Source organism: Rubrivirga litoralis (assembly GCF_031846415.1).
GTDB classification, from domain to species: domain Bacteria; phylum Bacteroidota; class Rhodothermia; order Rhodothermales; family Rubricoccaceae; genus Rubrivirga; species Rubrivirga litoralis.
This window is the reverse complement of record NZ_JAVRHT010000013.1, coordinates 48,991-66,103: the sequence shown is the minus strand read 5'-3', so window position 1 is coordinate 66,103 and position 17,113 is coordinate 48,991. Positions and strand designations below refer to the sequence as shown.

At 73.1% G+C, this 17,113-nt stretch carries 17 protein-coding genes and 1 tRNA gene; 15 read left to right on the top strand and 3 right to left on the bottom strand.

All coding sequences use genetic code 11. The features are described 5' to 3' along the window. Nucleotides 1–19: 19 nt before the first annotated feature. Nucleotides 20–688 carry an RNA polymerase sigma factor gene (locus RM540_RS07180; protein ID WP_311662875.1) on the bottom strand — a complete coding sequence of 223 codons (669 nt, stop codon included), beginning with the start codon at nt 686–688 and terminating at the stop codon, nt 20–22. Nucleotides 689–994: 306 nt separating this feature from the next. On the opposite strand from RM540_RS07180, the gene rplM reads away from it, so the two are divergent. The 4 genes from rplM (at nt 995) to tsf (ending at nt 3,977) form a co-directional block, all read left to right on the top strand. Next, the gene (gene rplM / locus RM540_RS07175) at nt 995–1,438 is read left to right on the top strand and encodes a 50S ribosomal protein L13 (protein ID WP_311662874.1); all 444 of its coding nucleotides are present in this window, start codon (nt 995–997) and stop codon (nt 1,436–1,438) included. A 94-nt stretch (nt 1,439–1,532) separates the two neighbouring features. Next, a complete protein-coding gene (gene rpsI / locus RM540_RS07170; RefSeq protein ID WP_311662873.1) occupies nt 1,533–1,922 on the top strand; it encodes a 30S ribosomal protein S9 in 390 nt (129 codons plus the stop codon). Nucleotides 1,923–2,156: 234 nt separating this feature from the next. Further along, complete coding sequence (gene rpsB / locus RM540_RS07165; RefSeq protein WP_311662872.1) at nt 2,157–2,981, top strand: 30S ribosomal protein S2; 825 nt, start codon at nt 2,157–2,159, stop codon at nt 2,979–2,981. Between the two features lie 165 nt (nt 2,982–3,146). Further along, nucleotides 3,147–3,977: a translation elongation factor Ts gene (gene tsf / locus RM540_RS07160; protein ID WP_311662871.1), complete on the top strand. Its 831-nt coding sequence runs from the start codon at nt 3,147–3,149 to the stop codon at nt 3,975–3,977. Nucleotides 3,978–4,118: 141 nt separating this feature from the next. Here tsf and RM540_RS07155 read toward each other — a convergent pair whose 3' ends face one another. Together RM540_RS07155 and RM540_RS07150 are read right to left on the bottom strand one after the other, a co-directional pair. Further along, nucleotides 4,119–4,976, bottom strand: coding sequence for a hypothetical protein (locus RM540_RS07155; RefSeq protein ID WP_311662870.1), 858 nt, complete (start codon nt 4,974–4,976; stop codon nt 4,119–4,121). A 54-nt stretch (nt 4,977–5,030) separates the two neighbouring features. Continuing rightward, entirely contained in the window at nt 5,031–5,618 is a 588-nt protein-coding gene (locus tag RM540_RS07150) for a TetR/AcrR family transcriptional regulator (RefSeq protein ID WP_311662869.1), read from the bottom strand. A 210-nt stretch (nt 5,619–5,828) separates the two neighbouring features. On the opposite strand from RM540_RS07150, the gene pyrH reads away from it, so the two are divergent. The 11 genes from pyrH to RM540_RS07095 all read left to right on the top strand — a co-directional run bounded on the left by pyrH (nt 5,829) and on the right by RM540_RS07095 (nt 17,081). Next, the gene (gene pyrH / locus RM540_RS07145) at nt 5,829–6,614 is read left to right on the top strand and encodes a UMP kinase (protein WP_311662868.1); all 786 of its coding nucleotides are present in this window, start codon (nt 5,829–5,831) and stop codon (nt 6,612–6,614) included. Between the two features lie 75 nt (nt 6,615–6,689). Further along, the gene (gene frr, locus RM540_RS07140) at nt 6,690–7,259 is read left to right on the top strand and encodes a ribosome recycling factor (RefSeq protein ID WP_311662867.1); all 570 of its coding nucleotides are present in this window, start codon (nt 6,690–6,692) and stop codon (nt 7,257–7,259) included. A 103-nt stretch (nt 7,260–7,362) separates the two neighbouring features. Then, a tRNA-Ser gene (locus tag RM540_RS07135) sits at nt 7,363–7,450 on the top strand. Nucleotides 7,451–7,529: 79 nt separating this feature from the next. Next, nucleotides 7,530–8,408 carry a YicC/YloC family endoribonuclease gene (locus RM540_RS07130; protein ID WP_311662866.1) on the top strand — a complete coding sequence of 293 codons (879 nt, stop codon included), beginning with the start codon at nt 7,530–7,532 and terminating at the stop codon, nt 8,406–8,408. 98 nt (nt 8,409–8,506) lie between these two features. Then, on the top strand, nt 8,507–9,073 hold the full coding sequence (gmk, locus tag RM540_RS07125) for a guanylate kinase (protein WP_314007245.1): 567 nt from the start codon (nt 8,507–8,509) through the stop codon (nt 9,071–9,073). Between the two features lie 57 nt (nt 9,074–9,130). After that, entirely contained in the window at nt 9,131–9,442 is a 312-nt protein-coding gene (locus RM540_RS07120) for a DNA-directed RNA polymerase subunit omega (RefSeq protein WP_311662864.1), read from the top strand. A 69-nt stretch (nt 9,443–9,511) separates the two neighbouring features. Beyond that, nucleotides 9,512–10,834, top strand: coding sequence for a bifunctional phosphopantothenoylcysteine decarboxylase/phosphopantothenate synthase (locus tag RM540_RS07115; protein WP_311662863.1), 1,323 nt, complete (start codon nt 9,512–9,514; stop codon nt 10,832–10,834). Further along, nucleotides 10,831–11,490, top strand: a complete 660-nt coding sequence (locus RM540_RS07110; RefSeq protein ID WP_311662862.1) for an SGNH/GDSL hydrolase family protein — start codon at nt 10,831–10,833, stop codon at nt 11,488–11,490. Before RM540_RS07115 ends, RM540_RS07110 begins: the two co-directional genes overlap by 4 nt. 288 nt (nt 11,491–11,778) lie before the next feature. Next, the gene (locus RM540_RS07105; RefSeq protein ID WP_311662861.1) at nt 11,779–12,801 is read left to right on the top strand and encodes a uracil-DNA glycosylase; all 1,023 of its coding nucleotides are present in this window, start codon (nt 11,779–11,781) and stop codon (nt 12,799–12,801) included. 82 nt (nt 12,802–12,883) lie between these two features. Further along, on the top strand, nt 12,884–14,491 hold the full coding sequence (dnaB, locus tag RM540_RS07100) for a replicative DNA helicase (RefSeq protein WP_311662860.1): 1,608 nt from the start codon (nt 12,884–12,886) through the stop codon (nt 14,489–14,491). Between the two features lie 112 nt (nt 14,492–14,603). Next, nucleotides 14,604–17,081, top strand: a complete 2,478-nt coding sequence (locus RM540_RS07095) for a zinc-dependent metalloprotease (protein ID WP_311662859.1) — start codon at nt 14,604–14,606, stop codon at nt 17,079–17,081. Nucleotides 17,082–17,113: the final 32 nt, after the last annotated feature.

Sequence of the window (17,113 nt, the reverse complement as noted above, 5' to 3'; positions counted from 1 at the left end):
GACCGCGCGTGCAACCTCGCTACACCGCCCCGCCCTCGGGTTCGGGGATTGCCCCAACCGGGAGCACGTCGTCGAACGCGAGCGCGCGGAGGTGGGGGTCGTCGCGCAGCCGGCGGACCGCCTTCGAGAGGTAGGTCCGCACGGTCGGCAGCGCGTGCCCGGTCGCGCGGGCCACGTCGGCGTAGGGGGCGCCGTCGAGGAGCCGCATCCGGGCCACGACGCGGAGCGCCGGGGGCAGCGCGTCGACGGCCCGGCCGACGGCCCACCGCACGAGGTCGCCGTCGAGGTACTCCGGGCGGGGCGGGGCGGCCATCCGCTCCTCGTCGAGCGCCGCCGTCGGCCGGCACCGCTCGCGGTAGGTGAGGAGCGCCCGCTTGCACACGACGCTCACGAACTGCGGAAACTTCGACGGGTCCCGGACCTCGTCAAGCTTGTCGAGCACGCGCATAAACGTCCGGTCGACGACGGCCTCGACGTCGGCCGACGCCGCGGCAGGCTCGCGGGCGAACCGGACGTAGAGGTACCGGAGCGAGTAGCAGTACGCCCAGGTCACGGCCGCCTCCCAGTCGGCCGCCCCGCCCCCGGCCCGCCAGCGGACGAACGCGGCCGCGGCCGCGCCGTAGTCGTCGACGGAGAAGGGGAGGCGGGCGGCGACGGCGTCGAGCCGTTCGAAGGAGATGTCGGACACAGTGAGCCGTCGAATCCGTGGGCATACCTGGGCAGACGGTGAAGATAGAGCGCGCGCTCTTACCGAGGAAGAACCCTTGAACTCGCCCATCCGGGCCGTCCGGCCGGGTCCCAGACGTTGCCCCTGCCCCGCCTGCCCTCTAGCTTCCCAGGCTCGACTGCCCCGGCCCCCGTCTGCCGTAGACGCCCGGTCGGCCCGTCGGCCGCGGAGCGGACCGCTGCCCTCCCGCGCACGTCTGCGCGGAGGAGCCCCGCCCGCCCCGCCCTCTTTTTGCGCCCGCGCCGGCCCCCCGGCCCCGACAGACCCATGAACACGACCTCGTTCAAGACCTACAGCGCCCGGCCCGGCGACGTCGAAGCGGCGTGGCACGTCGTCGACGCCGAGAACCTCGTCGTCGGCCGCCTCGCCGCCCGCGTCGCCACGATCCTCCGCGGCAAGCACAAGCCGGAGTACACGCCCCACATGGACGTCGGCGACCACGTCGTGGTCGTCAACGCCGGCAAGGCGCGGTTCACGGGCAAGAAGGAGACCGACAAGCTCTACTTCCGGCACTCCGGCTACCCCGGCGGCATCAAGCAGCGGACGCCGAAGGAGCTCCGCGACCACAAGCCCGAGTTCATCGTCGAGAACGCCGTCAAGGGCATGATGCCGCGCAACAAGCTCGGCCGCGCCATGCTCGGCAAGCTCCACGTCTACGCCGGCCCCGACCACCCGCACGAGGCCCAGCAGCCCGAGCCCCTCGACATCTAACGCGGTACGGGGTACTCGGTACGAGGCGCGGCCACCCCGCCCCCGTGCCCACGCCGGACTGTACCCCGAACCCTGTATCCTGTACCCCGCATCTATGGCAACCCAGTACCAGGCCGTCGGCCGCCGCAAAACGTCGGTCGCCCGCGTCTACCTTCGCCCCGGCTCCGGCAACGTCGTCGTCAACAAGCGCGAGCTCAAGGAGTACCTCCCGACCGAGATCCGCCAGCGCGCCGCCACCGCCCCGCTCGACCTGACGGAGCTCCGCGGCCAGTTCGACGTCCTCGTCAACGCGAAGGGCGGCGGGCTCACCGGCCAGGCCGAGGCCATCCAGCTTGGCATCGCCCGCGCGCTCATCGACTTCAACGAGGACCTCCGCAAGCCGCTCCGCGACGCCGGCTACCTCACGCGCGACCCCCGCATGGTCGAGCGCAAAAAGCCCGGCCAGCCCAAGGCCCGTAAGAAGTTCCAGTTCTCGAAGCGCTAAGCTTCGCGGGTACGAGGTACAGGGTACTCGGTACGCCGCTCCCGGAGTTCGTACCCCGTACCTGGACCCCGTACTGCATTCATCCCCCACCCCGCCCGACGCGCGGCCGGGTGCCCGCCGACCGGCTTGGTCGGACCGCCCTCGGGCGGGGCGGGTCGGCCGCGCGAGCGACGGCGGGGGAGGCCCCAACCACCCCGCCCGGCCCTCCGCGGCCGGCGACTGCCCACAGCCAACATGGCCCGCCTTCCGATCGAAGACCTGCTCCGCGCAGGCGCCCACTTCGGCCACCTCACGAGCCGGTGGAACCCGAAGATGGCTCCGTACATCTTCATGGAGAGGAACGGGATCCACATCCTCGACCTCAAGCAGACCCAGACGCTCCTCGACCAGGCCGCCGAGGCCGCCGCGCGGTTCGCGTCGCAGGGCCGGAACATCCTCTTTATCGGGACCAAGAAGCAGGCCCAGAACGTGGTCCGCGAGGAGGCCGAGCGGTGCGGGATGCCCTACGCGGTCGACCGCTGGCTGGGCGGGATGCTCACCAACTTCCAGACCATCCGCGGCAGCCTCCGGCGCATGGAGACGCTCCGCCGCGAGGAGGCCGACGGCTCCGTCGCCGGGCTCAAGAAGAAGGAGCGGCTCATGCGCTCGCGCGAGCTCGAAAAGCTCGAGCGCGTGCTCGGCGGCATCTCCGACATGAACAAGGTGCCCGGCGCCCTCTTCGTCGTCGACGTCAAGCGCGAGCACATCGCCGTCGACGAGGCCCGCAAGCTGGGCATCCCGGTCATCGCCCTCGTCGACTCCAACGTCGACCCCGACCTCGTCGACTTCCCGATCCCGGCCAACGACGACGCCATGAAGTCGGTGGCGCTGTTCACGCGCGTCATCGCCGACGCCATCATCGAGGGCCGGCAGTCCGGGCTCGCCAAGCGCGAGGAGGCCGCCGCCGAGGCCGCGACGCGCGCCGCCCAGGCCGAGGAGACGGCCAAGAAGGGCGACGACGAGACCGAGGGGACCGAGGAGGTCGTCACGCTCGCCGACGCCGAGACCGACAACAGCTAGAGGGCTCCACCCCGCCCTCGGGCCGCTCCGCCGGGGCCGCCCACGCCGCCCGACGGGGACACGCCGCGCCGCCCGGCCCGTCGTGTCCCCGTCTCGCTTTCGGGGCTACGTGCCCGTCGGGTCCGCCCCGCCCGACCCCGCATCCGACATTCCAGACCGACCGACATGGCAATCTCCGCACAAGACGTAAAGCAGCTCCGCGAGGCCACCGGCGCGGGCATGATGGACTGCAAAAAGGCGCTCGTCGAGGCCGACGGCGACTTCGACCAGGCCATCGACATCCTCCGCAAAAAGGGCCAGAAGGTGGCCGCCAGCCGCTCCGACCGTGACGCCACCGAGGGCGCCATTGTGACCGCGACGACCGACAGCGGCGACGTCGGCGTGATCGTCGAGGTCAACTCCGAGACCGACTTCGTTGCCCGCAACGACCAGTTCGTCACGTTCGCCCAGAAGGTCGCCGACGCCCTCCTCGACGCCCGCCCCGCCGACCTCGACGCCGCGCAGGCGGTCCCGGTCGACGGCCAGCCGCTCGGCGAGGCGCTCACAGCCATGACGGGCAAGATCGGCGAGAAGATCGACGTCCGCCGCTTCGAGACCGTCGAGGCCCAGGACGGCGGGACCGTCGTCGACTACATCCACCCCGGCGCTAAGCTGGGCGTGCTCGTCGAGATGACGGGCTCGGGCGACCTCGCCGAGGCCGGCCGCGACGTGGCGATGCAGGCCGCGGCCATGAACCCCGTGGCCGCCACGCGCGCCGACGTCTCGCAGGAGACGCAGGACAAGGAGCGCGAGATCGGCCGCGAGCAGGCCCGCGCCGAGGGCAAGCCCGACCAGATCCTCGACAAGATCGCCGAGGGCAAGCTCACGCGGTACTTCAAGGACAACGTGCTCGTCGAGCAGCCGTTCGTGAAAGACTCCTCGATGACCGTCGAGCAGATGCTGAAAAAGCAGGACGCCGAGCTCCGCCGGTTCGTCCGCTTCGCCCTCGGCGGGTGACGGATGCGGGCGGGGCGGGCGACCTGCCCGCTGCCCGCTCGCACGAGGCGCGGCCGCCTCTCCGCCGACGACGTCCTGACCACCCCGCCCGGCGCTGCCCGGGCGGGGTGGCGCCGTTTGGGGCGGGGTGGTCGACGCCCGTCAGCGATCGACGGGGCGGAAGTGCGTCCGGTTCTGGAACGACCGCCGCCGCCGCTCGCCGGGCGCGGCGACGGTCGTCTTGAGCGCCCGGAGCGTCCGCCATACCGGCCCGATGTGACGGAGCCGCTGCCGGAGGCCGTGGACGAGCGGGCTCTGGCCGGCGGTCCGCTCGCCCGCATGGTCGGCCCAGATCATGGCGTAGTCGCTCTGCTGGGGCCACTCGGCGAACACCGGCACGTCGGCCGTGCGTCGGGCCTGGACCATGACGAACGTGGGCCGCTCGTTGACGATCTGGACGCGAGAGCGCACCGATGCCGGGTCCGTCACCTGGTACCAGCCGCCGCCCTCTTCGGCCAGCACCACCCGGCCGATCTCGTACCCGTTGGCCGGCGAGAGCGCCCGGAAGAAAAGCTCCGGGCTGGCCTGGTGGAATCCGTGGCCCAGAAAGTTGTTAGCCGGGTTGATCGTGATCAGGTGCCCCCCAACGGCCACCATCTCCATCGCGTTCTTAAGCCCGACGGCGTAGTTGAACACGTGCTCCAACGTCCCCGCGTCGATCACGGCCGAGTACCGCGCCTTGTGCTCCTCGCCGACGGGTTCGTTGAGGTCGTGCAGGATCCGAGCGCCTTCGTAGTTGGACACGTCGAGCGCGGCGACGTCGTCGGCCCCTAGGTGCCGGAGAAAGCCGGGGCCGTCGGTGAGCGGCGCGTCGGCAAGCCCGTAGTCGGCCAGGATCTGGGCTCGCTCCTCGGGGGCGAGGTGGAGGTCCTGGTGGCCGAGGGTGAGCGTCCGCTCGAACGAGGCCCCGCGCTCGCGCGCCGAGAGGAGAAAGCGGGCGCCGTTCGAGTCAAAGCCCATCGTGCGTCGGGGGAGAGCCGCCAAGCTACGCCCCCCGACCCGCCACCCCGCCCGCTAGGCCCCGTCGATGAGGCGCTGGAGGACGGCGCCGAGGTGGCCCGCGAGCGCCGCGCGGTCGCCGTCGGCGAGGGCCGGCACGGCGGCCACGTCGCGCCCGAGCGCGAACCCGAACAGGACGGCCGCGACGAGCCCGGCCCGCTCCCGGGCGTCCGCCCCGCCCAGCCAGGCCGCGAGCGGGGCGGCGACGTCGTCGGCGAGCGCCGCGCGGAGGACGCCGCCGGCCTCGGGCGACGCGGCCGAGCGGAGGAGCACGAGCGTCGGGTCGAAGCCGCCCGGCCGGGGCCGCACGAGGTAGCGCGCGAGGCGGTCGCCCAGCGTGGCGCGGTCGCCGACGAGGAGGTTGCCGACCGTAAAGCTCTCGGCGACGGCCTCCTGGAACAGCCCCAGCTTCGACCCGAAGTAGCGGTTGATGAGGGCCGCATTGACGTTCGCCGTCGCCGCGATCTCGCGGACGCCGACGTGGTCGTAGCCCCGCTCGGAGAACAGGCGCCGGGCGCCGCGCAGGAGCGCCCGGCGCGTGACCTCCCGCGAGCCCTCGCCGGGGCGGGGCGGGTCGGCGGGGGCGGCGGGCGGGGCGGGCATGGGCAACGCGGAGCGCGCGGGCGGGGCGGCCAAAGCTAAACCGCCCCGCCCCGCTGGGCTCCGCCCACGGCGCCGGCGGGCTCGCTCTACGCGGCGATTTCGGGCGGGGCGGCCGCCGCTGCGTTGCCCGGCGCCGCGGCGCCGGCGTACCTTCCGCGTGCCCCGCCGCCCCGCCCGAGCGGCTTTTTTGGTCCTGCCTCCCCGCCCCCCATGCCCCCCGAGGCCGACGACGAGCACCCGACGACGACCGGCGGCCTGCGGTACCGCCGCGTGCTCCTCAAGCTGAGCGGGGAGGCCCTGCTCGGCGAGCGCGAGTTCGGGATCGACCACGGCGTCCTCGGCCGCTACGCCGCCGACGTCAAAGAAGCCGTCGACGCCGGCGCCCAGGTGGCGCTCGTCATCGGCGGGGGCAACATCTTCCGCGGCGTCTCGCCGCAGGGCGCCCAGATGTCGAGCCGCGCGCACGCCGACTACATGGGCATGCTGGCGACCATGATCAACGCGATGGCGCTCCAAGACGCGCTCGAAGCGGTCGGCCTCGACACGCGGCTGGTCTCGGCCATCGACATGAACGAGATCGCCGAGCCGTTCATCCGCCGCCGCGCGATCCGCCACCTCGAAAAGGGCCGGGTCGTCGTGTTCGGGGCCGGCACCGGCCACCCCTACTTCTCGACCGACACGGCCGCCGCGCTCCGCGCCGCCGAGGTCGACGCCGAGGTCATCCTCAAGGGCACCCGCGTTGACGGCGTGTTCACGGCCGACCCCGAGACTGACGCCGACGCCCAGCGCTACCACACGATCCACGGCGCCGAGGTCATCCAGCGCGACCTCCAGGTCATGGACCTCACGGCCGTCACGCTCGCCAAGGAGGGCGGGCTCCCGCTCATCGTGTTCGACATGAACCGGCCGGGCGCCCTCACGCGCGTCCTGCGCGGCGAGAACGTCGGGACGACGGTCCACTGGGACGTCGACCTCGAGCCCGTCGTCTTCGCCTAGCCCGCCCCGCCCCGCCCCGGAGCAGACGGCCCGGGCGGGGCGGGCGCTTTCCTCCCCCCACCCCGCCCGCACACCATGATCGACCCGCAGCTCCAGGAGGCCCTCGACGAGGCCGAGATGCAGATGGACGCCGCCCTCGACCACCTCGTCAGCGAGCTCGCGACGGTCCGCGCCGGCCGCGCCGCGCCTCAGATGCTCGACAGCGTCCGCGTGGAGGCGTACGGGAGCACGATGCCGCTGAACCAGGTGGCGAACGTGGCCGCGCCCCAGGCCGACCTCCTCACGGTCGCCCCGTACGACAAGGGGACGATCGGGGCCATCGAGCGCGGGATCGCGAACGCGAACCTGGGCCTGAACCCGACCAACAACGGTCAGCAGATCCTGATCTCGATCCCGCCGCTGACCGAGGAGCGCCGCCGCGACCTCGCCAAGACGGCCCGGACCAAGGGCGAGGAGGCCAAAATCTCGATCCGCAACGCGCGCCGCACGGCCAAGGACCAGATCAAGAAGACGTCGCGGGCCGAGTCGCTCTCCGAGGACATGGAGTACGAGGCCGAGGGCGGGCTCCAGGAGATGACCGACCGCTACACGGGCCGCATCGACCGGACGCTCGAGGCCAAGGAGGCCGACATCATGAAGGTCTAGGAATGTGGAAGTGAGAACGCGGAATGGTGAAGGGGCCGTCAGGACGGGCGGGGCGGCTCTCGGACTCCCTTCCGCGTTCTACATTCCTCATTCCGCATTCCCCGGAGAGGTGCCCGAGTGGCTGAAGGGGCGCGCCTGGAAAGCGCGTGTGCCGGTTTCCGGTACCGAGGGTTCGAATCCCTCTCTCTCCGCACGGAGCCCCGGCCCTGCCCCGCAGGCCGGGGCTCTTCCGTACCGACCGCCCCGCCCCGTTCTGCCCCGCCCCGCCCCATGATCCGCAGCATGACCGGGTTCGGGCGGGGGAGCGCCGCCGCCGACGGCGCCGAGGCGACCGTCGAGGTCCGCACCGTCAACGGCCGCTACGCCGAGGCCACGGTCCGCGGGCTGGGCGACCTGGCCGAGCACGAGACGGCCGTGCAGTCCACCGTCAAAGAGGCCATCGGGCGCGGCACGGCGACCGTCCACGTGTCGCTGAGCCGCGCGGGCGGGGCGGCGAGCGGCCTGCGCGTGGACGCCGAGACGGCCCGCGCGGCGGGCGCCCTGCTCCGCGAGGCGGCCGAGGCCGCCGGGCTCGGCGCCGCCGCCGTCACGCTGGCCGACGTGCTCCGCCTGCCCGACGTGCTCGTGGCCCGCCCCGCCCCCGACGACGGGGCGGGGTGGCGGGCGGTCCAGGCGGCGCTGGCCGAGGCGCTCGGCGCCCTCGACGCCATGCGCCGGGCCGAGGGCGCGGCGCTCCGTGACGACCTCGCCGCCCGCGCCGACGCCATCGAGGGCGGGGCGGCGGCCGTCGAGGCGCGGGCGCCGGAGCGGACCACGGAGGCCCGCGCGCGGCTCCACGAGCGCCTCGACGAGTTCGTGGCGGCGGGGCAGCTCGAACCCGGCCGCCTCGAAGCCGAAGCCGTCCTGCTCGCCGACCGGCTCGACGTGACCGAGGAGGCCGTCCGCCTGCGGTCGCACCTGGGCCAGTTCCGTGAGGCGCTGGCGCTGGACGAGCCGGTGGGGCGGCGGCTCAACTTTCTCGCCCAGGAGATCGGCCGCGAGGTCAACACGGTCGGCTCGAAGGCCAACGACGCCGAGCTCACGCGGCTCGCGGTCGCCATGAAGGAGGAGGTCGAGAAGATCCGCGAGCAGGTCCAGAACGTGGTCTGAACGCTGAACGCTGAACGGCGAATGCTGAAGGGGTGTTCGACGAGCGAGACCGCCCACCCCGCCCCTTCGTCGTTCATCATTCATCGTTCAGCGTTCTCATGAAGCTCCTCGTGCTCACCGCCCCGAGCGGCGCCGGCAAGACGACGATCGCGCGGCGGCTGATGGCCGAGGTGCCCGGCCTCCAGTTCTCGGTGAGCGCGACGACGCGCGAGCCGCGCCCAGCCGAGGCCCACGGGGTCGACTACTTTTTCCTCTCGCCCGAGGAGTTCCTGCACCGCCTGAGCGCCGGCGACTTCGTCGAGCACGAGGAGGTCTACCCCGGCCGGTTCTACGGGACGCTCCGCGAGGAGGTCGAGCGAACGGCGCGGGCCGAGGGCGTCCGCGCCGTAGTCTTGGACATCGACGTCAAGGGGGCGCTCAACGTGAAGCGGCTCTTCGGCGGCGCCGCGCTCACGCTCTTCGTCGAGCCGCCCAGCCTGGCCGCCCTCGCCGACCGGCTCCACGCGCGCGGGACCGAGGACGAGGAGCGGATCGCCGTCCGCCTCGAACGGGCCAAGATGGAGCTCGGCTACGCCCACGAGTTCGACGCGACCGTCGTCAACGACGATTTGGAGCGGGCCGTCGGCGAGACGACCGCGCGCGTCCGCGCTTTCCTGGATTCTTAGCCCCGCCCCGCCCCGCCCGCGCGTACGCTCTCTAGCTACCCGCTCCCCCTCCGACCCATGGCGATCCAGACCCTCGACACGACGAAGCTGGCCGACGAGACCGGCAACCTCTACGAGACCGTGACGGTGATCTCGAAGCGAGCGCGCCAGCTCGCCTCGAAGACGAAGGCCGAGCTCGACCAGCGGCTGAGCTACTTCGAGGACCTCGCGCTCGACCCGGCCGAGGAGCTCCGCTCGAACGAGGACCAGCTCCGCATCTCGCTCGAGTACGAGCGCCAGCCGAAGCCCAGCCGCGCGGCCATCGAGGAGCTCCAGGACGGCGAGCTCTACTTCCGCAACCCGACCGCCAGCGAAGGCGACGGAGCCTAGAGCTGGTACAGGGTACTTGGTACGGGGTGCGTCCTCCCCCGAAGAGCGACGGCTCCACCCCGCCCCGCTGTGCCGCTCGAAGGCAAAAAGATCGTCCTCGGCATCACGGGGAGCATCGCGGCCTATAAAGCCGCCGACCTCGTGCGGCGCCTCGTCAAGGGCGGGGCGGACGTCCAGCCGGTGATGACGGCGGCGGCGGCCCGCTTTATCCCGCCGCTGACCGTCGCGACGCTGGCCGGGCGCGAGGTGCTCGGGCCGCTGTTCCCCGACGCCGGCGCGGCGCAGACGGCGTGGACCAAGCACGTCGAGCTCGGGCTCTGGGCCGACGGCGTCGTCGTCGCCCCGGCGACGGCGCAGACGCTGGCGAAGCTGGCCGGCGGCTTCTGCGACTCGATGCTCACGGCCGTCGTGCTCTCGGCGCGGTGCCCGGTCCTGGTGGCGCCGGCCATGGACCACGACATGTGGGGCCACCCGGCCACCCGGCGCAACGTGGCGACGCTCCAGGCCGACGGCGTGACGGTCGTCCACCCCGCCCACGGGGAACTGGCGTCGGGGCTCGTCGGCGACGGCCGCCTGCCGGAGCCCGAGGACCTCGCGCGGCGGATCGGCGAGTGGCTGGCCGCCCCGCCCGGGCGGGGCGGGGAGGGATCGGGAATGGGGAGGGATGAAGAGGGATGGGCAGAGGGTCCAAAGCCGGGCGGGAGCGCTCATCCCTCCATCCTCCATCCCCCATCCCTCTCCGGCGTCCGCGTCCTCGTCACCGCCGGACCGACGCGCGAGGCCATCGACCCGGTCCGGTTCCTGTCCAATAGCTCGACCGGGACCATGGGGTTCGCTGTCGCCGAGGCCGCGGCGCGGCGCGGCGCGCGCGTGACGCTCGTCGCGGGACCGGTCACGCTCGCCACCCCGCCCGGCGTCGAGCGCGTCGACGTCGAGACGGCCGACGAGATGCTGGCGGCCGCGCTCGCCGTCGAGGCCGACCTCGTGGTCGCGGCGGCGGCCGTGAGCGACTACGCGCCGGCCGAGCCCTCGGACCAGAAGCTGAAAAAGGGCGAGGGCGACCTCGTGCTCCGCCTCCGCCGCACGCCCGACGTTCTCGCCGCGCTCGGCGAGCGCCGCCGCGACGGCCAGACGCTCGTCGGCTTCGCCCTCGAAACGCACGACGGCGACGCCCACGCGCGCGCCAAACTGGAGCGGAAGCGGCTCGACTGGATCGCCCTCAACGTGCAGGGCGAGCCGGGCGCGGGCTTCGGCACCGGCACCAACCGCCTGACGCTGCTCGGGCGGGGCGGCCAGCGCGTCGAGATCGCGACGGCGCCCAAGGCCGAGATTGCCGCGGCGCTCCTCGACGTGGTCACGGCCGCCCCGCACGACGCCGCCCCGCCCGCGTGACGCGCCTCCTCTGCCTGGGCGACTCGTACACGGTCGGCGAGGGCGTCGCGCCCGACGAGGCGTGGCCCGCCCGCGTCGCCGCCGCCCTCCGCACGGACGGCCTCAACGTCGCCCCGCCCACGGTCGTCGCGCAGACCGGGTGGACGACCGAGGACCTCGCCGCCGCCCTCGACGCCGCCCCGCCGGATCGCGGTCTGTCCGAGCCCGCCAACGCCGTGACGCTCCTCATCGGCGTGAACGACCAGTACCGGCGGCCCGACGCCGACGCCTACCGCGCCCGGTTCGCCGCCCTCCTCGCGCGCGCCGTCGCCCTCGCAGGCGGACCGCAAACCGGCGGACCGCAAACGGGCAGGGCGGAGCGCGTCGTCGTCGTCTCGATCCCCGACTGGGGCCGCACGCCGCACGGCGCCGCCCCGCCCGAGGACGCCGACGTGCCCGTGCGGACGCCGGCCGAGATCGGCCGCGAGGTCGACGCCTTCAACGCCGCCGCCCGCGCCGAGGCCGACGCCGCCGGGGCGAGGTGGGTCGACGTCACGGCCCTCTCGCGGGAGCAGGGCGCGCTCGTCGCCGCCGACGGCCTCCACCCGAGCGGGGCGGCCTACGCCGCCTGGGCCGAGCGGATCGCGCCGGCCGTCCGCGCCGCGCTCGGGGCCTGAGAGGAGGGGGCAGTTCCGTGCCCGCCCCGCTCGAAGTGCTCTGCGGGCGGGGTGGCGCTTAGGGCACCCTTTGAGTCGGTACGGGGTACGAGGGACGGCCCAATCTGGCCTCGGCGCATGTACCTCGTACCGAGTACCCTGTACCTCCCTGCACGTCGCTCTACGACAGCCGCTCCTCCGCCGCGGGGCGGGGCGGTGAAGGTCGAGCGGGTTGTCCACACCCTTATCCACCGCCGTTGCGGAGGGCCGCCCCGCCCGATACATTGACCGGTCCCCCCGACCGTACCCGTGGCCGACGCCGCCTCTCTCCCCGACCTGCTCCGAGAGGCCCGCGGCCTCCTCGCGCTCCAGCGCGCCATCGTCGGGCCGACGCGGTACCGCGCGGGCGCCGAGCCCGCGGCGGCGGCGGCCCTCGCCGAAGAGCGGCCCGAGTGGGAGCCCCTCGCCGACGAGCCGCCGCTCCTCGCAGAGGCCGCGCCCCCCGCCCCCGACGAGCCCCCCCTTCCTGCCGGCCAACGGCAAGCCGAGGGTCACCTCCCGACGGCCGCCCCGCCCGAGACGCCCCGGCGGGGCGGGGCGCCCACTCCGGCGCCCGAGCCCCAAGAGGCCACCCCGCCCCCCGACGCCCCCGCTTCCCCCGACGACGTGCCCGACCTGTTTGGAGCCCTCCCCGACCCCAGCCAGGACGAGGCCCTCTCGCCCTACGAGCGGATCGAGGCCCTCATCCCCGAGGACTCCCCGCTCCGCGACATGACCTCGCTCGACGAGGTCTACGCCTGGCTCGACGAGACCGAGCTCGTCCCCATCGACCGCGACCGGATCCACCCGGTCCTGGGCACCGGCGACCCCGACGCCGACCTCATGGTCATCGGCGAGGCCCCGGGCGCCGACGAGGACCGCCAAGGCGAGCCGTTCGTCGGCCGGAGCGGGCAGCTCCTGGACAAGATCCTGGAGGCCGTCCTCTTTAAGCGCCCCGAGGTCTACATCACGAACATCCTCAAGAGCCGACCGCCGAACAACCGAGACCCGCTCGCCGACGAGGTCGAGGCCCACATCCCGATCCTCTACAAGCAGATCGCGCTCGTCCGCCCCAAGGTGCTCCTCGCCGTCGGCAAGAGCGCCGGGAACGGGCTGCTGGGGAAGAAGTCGTCGCTGGCGTCCCTCCGCGGGACGTTCCAGGACTTCTACGGCCTCCCGCTCCTGGTCACGTACCACCCCGCCGCGCTCCTCCGCAACCCCCAGTGGAAGCGGCCCACGTGGGAGGACGTCAAGCTCCTCCGCACCCGCTACGACCAGCTGACGGAGGGATAAGGGATGGAGGGATGGAGGAGGCATGGGCAGACCGCCTCCCCCTCATCCCTCTATCCCTCCATCCCGCATCCCTCCCCTCCCGATGCCCGATCCCGACGACTTCCAGCAGCGCCCGCTCCGCATCGACGAGTCGATGCCGGGCGTCCCCATCGAGCGGATGACCGGCGGGAGCCGGCGCCCGCTCAACGTGCTCCCGATGCAGCAGCAGGCGGGGCGGATGCCGCCGCAGGCGACCGAGGTCGAGCAGTCGGTCCTGGGCGCGCTCCTCATCGAGCGCGAGGCGATCCCGAAGGCCATCGAGATCCTCCCGGCCGACGCCTTCTACGACCCCCGCCACCAGCGGATCTTCGAGGCCGTCGAGGCCCTCTTCGAGCGCGGCAACCCGGTCGACCTCATCACGCTCACCGAGGAGCTCAAGCGGCGCGGCGACTACGACGGCATCGGCGGCTACTACCTGACGGAGCTCACGACGCACGTCGCGTCGGCGGCCAACGTCGAGTACCACGCCCGGATCATCGCCGAGAAGAGCCTGCTCCGCAAGCTCATCACGACCATGACCGGCGTGGTCGGCCAGGCCTTCGACCCGACGACGGACGCCTTCGACCTGCTCGACAACGCCGAGCGCGAGATCTTCCAGATCTCGGAGTCCCAGCTCCGCAAGGGCGCCGTGGACATGAACTCCGTCGTGCACCAGACGATGCAGCACCTCGAGTCCATCCACGGGCGCGAGGGCGGCATCACGGGCGTGCCCTCGGGGTTCTCGTCGCTCGACGCCATGACCGGCGGCTGGCAGCCGTCCGACATGGTCATCATCGCGGCGAGGCCATCCATGGGCAAGACGGCGTTCAGCCTCGCCGTCACGCGGAACGCGGCGCTCCACCCCGACAAGCCGGCCGGCGTCGCGTACTTCTCGCTCGAGATGAGCGCGCAGCAGCTCGCGCAGCGCCTGCTCACGTCCGAGGCCCGCGTCGACGCCCAGCGCGCGCGGACGGGCCGGCTCCACGACGACGACTGGCCCAAGCTGGCCCGGGCCGCCGGCCGCCTCTCGGCCGCCTCCATCTTTATCGACGACACGCCGGGCCTGGGCATCCTGGAGCTGCGCGCCAAGTGCCGGCGCCTCAAGGCCGAGCATGGGATCGGCCTCGTCATCGTCGACTACCTCCAGCTCATGCACGGGACGAGCCAGGCGCAGAGCGGGAACCGCGAGCAGGAGATCGCCCAGATCTCGCGGTCGCTGAAGGGGCTCGCCAAGGAGCTCGACGTGCCGGTGCTGGCGCTCTCGCAGCTCAGCCGCGCCGTCGAGACGCGGGGCGGCGACAAGCGGCCGCAGCTGTCGGACCTCCGCGAGTCGGGCTCGATCGAGCAGGACGCCGACGTGGTCATGTTCATCTACCGCGCCGAGCGCTACGGGATCACGGTCGACGAGAACGGGAACTCGACCGAGGGGCTCGGCGAGCTCCTCATCGGGAAGCAGCGGAACGGGCCGATCGGCGACGTCAAGGTGGCGTTCGTGAACCAGTACGCCCGCTTCGAGAACCTCAACTCGTACCTCGCCACCGACACGTCGGGCGGCTACGACGACTTCTCGCTGCCCCCGTCCGGCACCGCCCCGCCCCCGCCCGGCCCGGGCTACTCGGGCGACGGCGGACCGCCGCCGCTCCCGCCGCCGGCCACCGACGCCCCGTTCTAGCCGCCCCGCCCCCGCCGCGCGCGCCGGGCGGGGTGCGCGGTCGGGCGGGGCGGTACACTGCGCGACCCGACGGCCCGCACGAGACGGCCCTTCCACCGACGCCCCGACGCCCATGACCCGCCTTGCCACCCTCCTCGCCGCCGCGCTCCTCGCGGCCGGCTGCGCGACCACCCAGACGGCCACCCCGCCCTCCGAAAACGGAGCGGACGGGGGCGGGGCGGAGAAAGAGAACGGGATGAAGCCGTTCGACGAGGTGGTCACCGACGGGGCGACCCGCGACGACGGCCTGTTCACGGTCCACCTCGAGGACGACGGCGAGAAGCTGCTGGTCCAGATCCCGGACTCGCTCTTCGGCGCCGAGATGCTCGTCGTGAGCCGGGTCTCGAAGACGACCGAGGGGTTCCAGTACGGCGGGGCGAAGGTGAACACGCAGGCCGTCCGCTGGGAGCGCCAGGGCGACCACGTCCTGCTGCGGACGGTCCAGTACCAGTCGGTCGCCGACCCGGACCTCCCGATCGCGCGGGCGGTCCAGGACGCCCAGTTCGCGCCGATCATCGCGCGCGTGCCGGTCGAGGCCATCGGGCCGGACTCGGCGTCAGTCGTCGTGGACCTGACCGACGCGTTCACGGGCGACACGCCGGTCTTCGGGCTCCCGCAGTCGGCCCGCGAGCAGTTCAAGGTGCGGCGGCTGGACACGGACCGCTCGTTCCTGGCCCGCGCCATGTCGTTCCCGCGCAACGTCGAGGTCCGGTCGGTGCTGACGTACGAGGCGGCGGAGCCGCCGGAAAACGCCTCGACCGGCGTGCTCTCCGTCGAGATGGCGCACTCGATGGTCCTGCTCCCCGAGGACGAGATGCGGCCGCGCCGCTACGACCCGCGCGTCGGGTTCTTCACGATCGACCAGGTCGACTACGGGCTCGACGCGCAGCGGGCCGAGGAGCGCCAGTACGTCACGCGCTGGCGGCTCGTGCCGTCCGACGTGGAGGCGTACGAGCGGGGCGAGCTCGTCGAGCCGGTCACGCCGATCACGTACTACATCGACCCGGCCACGCCGACCGAGTGGCGGGCGCCGCTGAAGCAGGGCGTCGAGGACTGGAACGTGGCGTTCGAGCAGGCCGGGTTCAAGAACGCGATCCGCGCGCTCGACGCGCCCGACGACCCGGAGTGGAGCCCCGAGGACGCCCGCTACTCGACGATCCGCTACTTCCCGTCCGCGACCCAGAACGCCTACGGCCCGCACGTCCACGACCCGCGGACGGGCGAGATCCTGGAGTCCGACATCGGGTGGTACCACAACGTGATGAACCTGCTCCGCAACTGGTACTTCGTCCAGACGGCGGCCGTGAACCCGGACGCGCGGGCGCCCCGGTTCCGGCAGGAGGTGATGAGTGAGCTCGTCCGGTTCGTCTCGGCCCACGAGGTCGGCCACACGCTGGGGCTCCCGCACAACTGGATCTCGTCGACGGCCTACCCGGTCGACAGCCTCCGCTCCCCGACGTTCACGGCGGCGCACGGGACGGCCCCGTCGATCATGGACTACGCCCGGTTCAACTACGTCGCGCAGCCGGGCGACGGCGTGACGCAGCTCATGCCGCGCGTGGGCGAGTACGACAAGTGGGCCGTCGAGTGGGGCTACCGCTACTTCCCCGACGCCCAGACCGAGGCCGAGGAGCGGCGCCGGCTCCAGGAGATGGTGCTCGCCACCCGCGACGACCCGGCGTTCCGCTACGGTGCGCAGACGTTCGACCCGGTCGACCCGCGCTCGCAGTCCGAGGACCTGGGCGACGACGCCGTCTACGCGTCCACGCTGGGGCTCGCCAACCTCAAGCGGATCGTCCCGCGGCTGCGCGAGTGGACGGTCGAGGAGGGCGAGGACTACTCGCAGCTCGACGAGCTCTACGGCCAGGTGGCGGGCCAGTGGGCGCGCTACCTCGGCCACGTCTCGCGCGTCGTGGGCGGGGTGACGATCGACCCGAAGTACGCCGACGAGGGCGGGGCGGTCTACCAGCCGGTCGACGCCGAGCGCCAGCGGGCGGCCGTCCGGTTCCTCGTCGACGAGGGGTTCACGACGCCCGAGTGGATGCTCGACACGGCGATCCTGGGGCGGATCGAGGCCGGCGGCATCGCTGACCGGGTCCAGCGGCTCCAGGAGACGGCGCTCGACCGGCTGCTCGACCCGGTCCGCCTGGGCCGCATGACCGAGGCGGCGTGGCTCTACGAGGACGCCTTCGAGCCAACCGAGATGATGGCGATGCTGACGGACGGCGTGTGGGCGGAGATCGGGGCGGGGCGGTCCATCGACCCGGCCCGGCGCGCGCTCCAGCGGGCGTTCGTGGCGCGGCTCGGCGAGATCGTGACCGAGGACCCGTCGTCGGTCCCCGAGCAGTTCCGCGACCGGGCCTACGGGTACCGCCCGCAGAGCATCGAGCGCTCGGACGCCCGGCCGCTCGCGCGCGGCGCGCTCCTGTCGCTGGCCGACGACGTCCGCCGGGCGCTCCCTCGCTACGCGGCGGCGGGCGAGCAGGCCGAGCGGTACCACCTGCTCGACGTGCAGGCGCGGATCGACGCGGTCCTGAACCCGGAGGGGTAGGAAAACGCAGAAGGGCCGGCCGCCCCGCTCGC